Below are 2,410 nucleotides of genomic sequence, written 5' to 3' on the forward strand. Positions count from 1 at the left end.
TCCGCTATCCCGGCCAGCTCCGACGAGACCAGCGCTACCAGCAAACCCCGCCGCGGAAAGGGGTCAAAATTGGACGCCGATGAAGGGTCAAATTTGCAAGCCGATTGACAGGCTGCACTGGAGGTGATCGTTATGCTGCTGGCCATCCAGTCTATTCCGCTCCAGCACGGCGCTGCTGCTCGCAAGAGGGTATAAAGTGGGAGGGAGGCGTGCAGAGCGGTTTCAAGTCCGGAGCCTTGTTGAGCAGCTCCACGCCGGTGGATCGTGGCAATCGGTACGGTGGCCGGCGCGCTTACCTTAAGAGTTAAGCGCCGCCTTTCCAGCAACGCGAGGTCTTTGGTCTGCTTGGCCGGGCCGAGGCCTTCTGGTGAATGTTGAATGGCGCGGCTTGAGAGGTTGGGGGGCAAAGATGCCGGCTCACGCCAAAGCTGAATACTGGCCCGCGGCCGGAAATCGGCATCAATGATCCCACAGCTTCGCGAGCCGATTTGAAGTCTGCCCAGTAGCTGATCGTAGCCTCTGCACTCTCAGGTGCGACCAGCATCAGCGCCAGGTCGATTAACATGAATCGAATAAGTCTCATTGGAACTCCGGCTCCGCCTGAGCCGCTTCCTTCCCGGCAACTGGCTGATACTTACCCAGCAATCCGCGTGCCGTTCGAAGTGATAACTGAGCGGTTAGCGGCAAGGGAGGCGTTTTATCTGTCTCCACTCCGCGTCTTAAATCGCCGCATCCTATTGTAGGACTTTGACGCTCGCGTCTCCAACCGCACATGCAGGGCCGTGAGGCGGCACCCAAGGATCATGCCAAGCCTCTCGCGTTCGAGATCGTGCTTTGGCGAATATGCGGCCGTAGAGCTCGTCAATGATGCACAACTCCATGCCATCCGACTGACGCGCCATCCGATCTACTCGGCGGAGAAGGCCTGTAGACGGTCGCTTGGCGAAAGCGCTGACCGAGATGATATGCGGTGCCCGCGCGCTCAAAGTGCTTGAATCGACCGTAACGTCAGGTTGTAGGCATGGCGAAGCAGAAAACCATATTGGGAGCCAACATGGGCACATAAGTGCTAAACGGCCGATCTCTGTTTGTCGCGGTCTTCGCAATGCGTGTTGCGAGTGGCGGGATAATGATTCGGAGCGCGGCAATCATTGCAGCCGGCCCGCGAGAAGCGAGACTCATGGCTGCCGAGGCATTCCAATCCGGTAAACAGATCACCTCTCGGGGCAAAGAAAAACAGAGAAGCACAGGCGTCTTATGAGGGGTTTGGTCAATCAAGAGCGACGAATGGGCTGGACTTGCAATGCGCATCGCTTTGCAGCCGTCCTCGCTGCGATCGCGATCGCTGCGACATGGTGCACAGGACACGCTCGCGCGCGAGATCGGCGAGCCGAGGAAGTCTTGGCATCGTGCAAATCAGACGTGATCCGCTTCTGTGACCGCTTTACAGGCCGTAGCGATGTTGACGTGGCCATGTTTTGTCTTAGGGACAATTTCAAAAACTTGCACCGCGAATGCCGGCGCATGATGCCAACCGCGGCAAACGAAAACGATGCACCGAGACAATCGCTCAACAAGCGCCCGGTAGGCCCTCATCGAGAGACGCGGCAGTTGCGAACTCGAACGATAGTGAAGTATTCAGACTGACGGGCGGCGGGGTTGGCCAGCTTGGTGGCTGAAGGTCGACCGGGCTGGAGCATCAGCCTGCCGAGGCGCAGTCGGCTGGGTGGGACCGATCCGTGATTGGATTGGCTCGATTAGCGATACAGTTGCCCAGGCGTGGTGCGGCCTTGAATTTCGAGTTTCGTGCTGCAGCAGTTGCGCTTTGTTCAGCGCTGTAGCCATTCGCGGCTTCGAGGTTTTGTGAAGTTGCTTTCGTCTCTCTGTGGCTGGTCCCAAGGGCAATCAGCGTCAGCTGTGGAGGCAGTGGACCGTACTGTCATCAATTTATGGCATTGTGGCCCGCGACTACGTATTTTTGCGGAAGTGGCTAAGTCGGCTGCGACAGCCAATGATTGCCGGAATATCAGCGCGTTTGTTTCATCGCGGTTGCCTTAGATTTCTCAGGATTACCTTCGGCTAGACTGAGCTGTAACAGATTGGGCTAGGAAACCTCTTTTGTTAGCCGCTGATCGATTTCCCCATGCAACCGCTTGATACCATTGCGGCGTTCTCTATGGGCGCTCAGGGGAGTCGCTTCGCCCGATTGTGGTGCTCCTGACCGAATACACTTTAGAGCTCAAGGCGAAAGGAAACGCCGTCGACGAGAGCCGTTCAAAGGCAGAGAGCTGTTCATGCAGACGAGCTATGGCGGAATCTGGGTGATGACGGTGTGAGGAAGGCGGCGTATCGAGGCGGGTGACGAGCCTGCCAGAACCTCTCGAGGAGAGCGATACGCCATGACCGAGAC

At 57.4% G+C, this 2,410-nt stretch carries 1 pseudogene; it reads left to right on the forward strand.

The annotated features are described in order from the left end of the window. Window positions 1–108: pseudogene (locus QJT78_RS53420) on the forward strand (IS21-like element helper ATPase IstB); the annotation flags it as partial. Between the last annotated feature and the right edge of the window lie 2,302 nt (window positions 109–2,410).

Source organism: Bradyrhizobium sp. Mp27, assembly GCF_029953005.1.
Lineage (GTDB): Bacteria > Pseudomonadota > Alphaproteobacteria > Rhizobiales > Xanthobacteraceae > Bradyrhizobium > Bradyrhizobium barranii.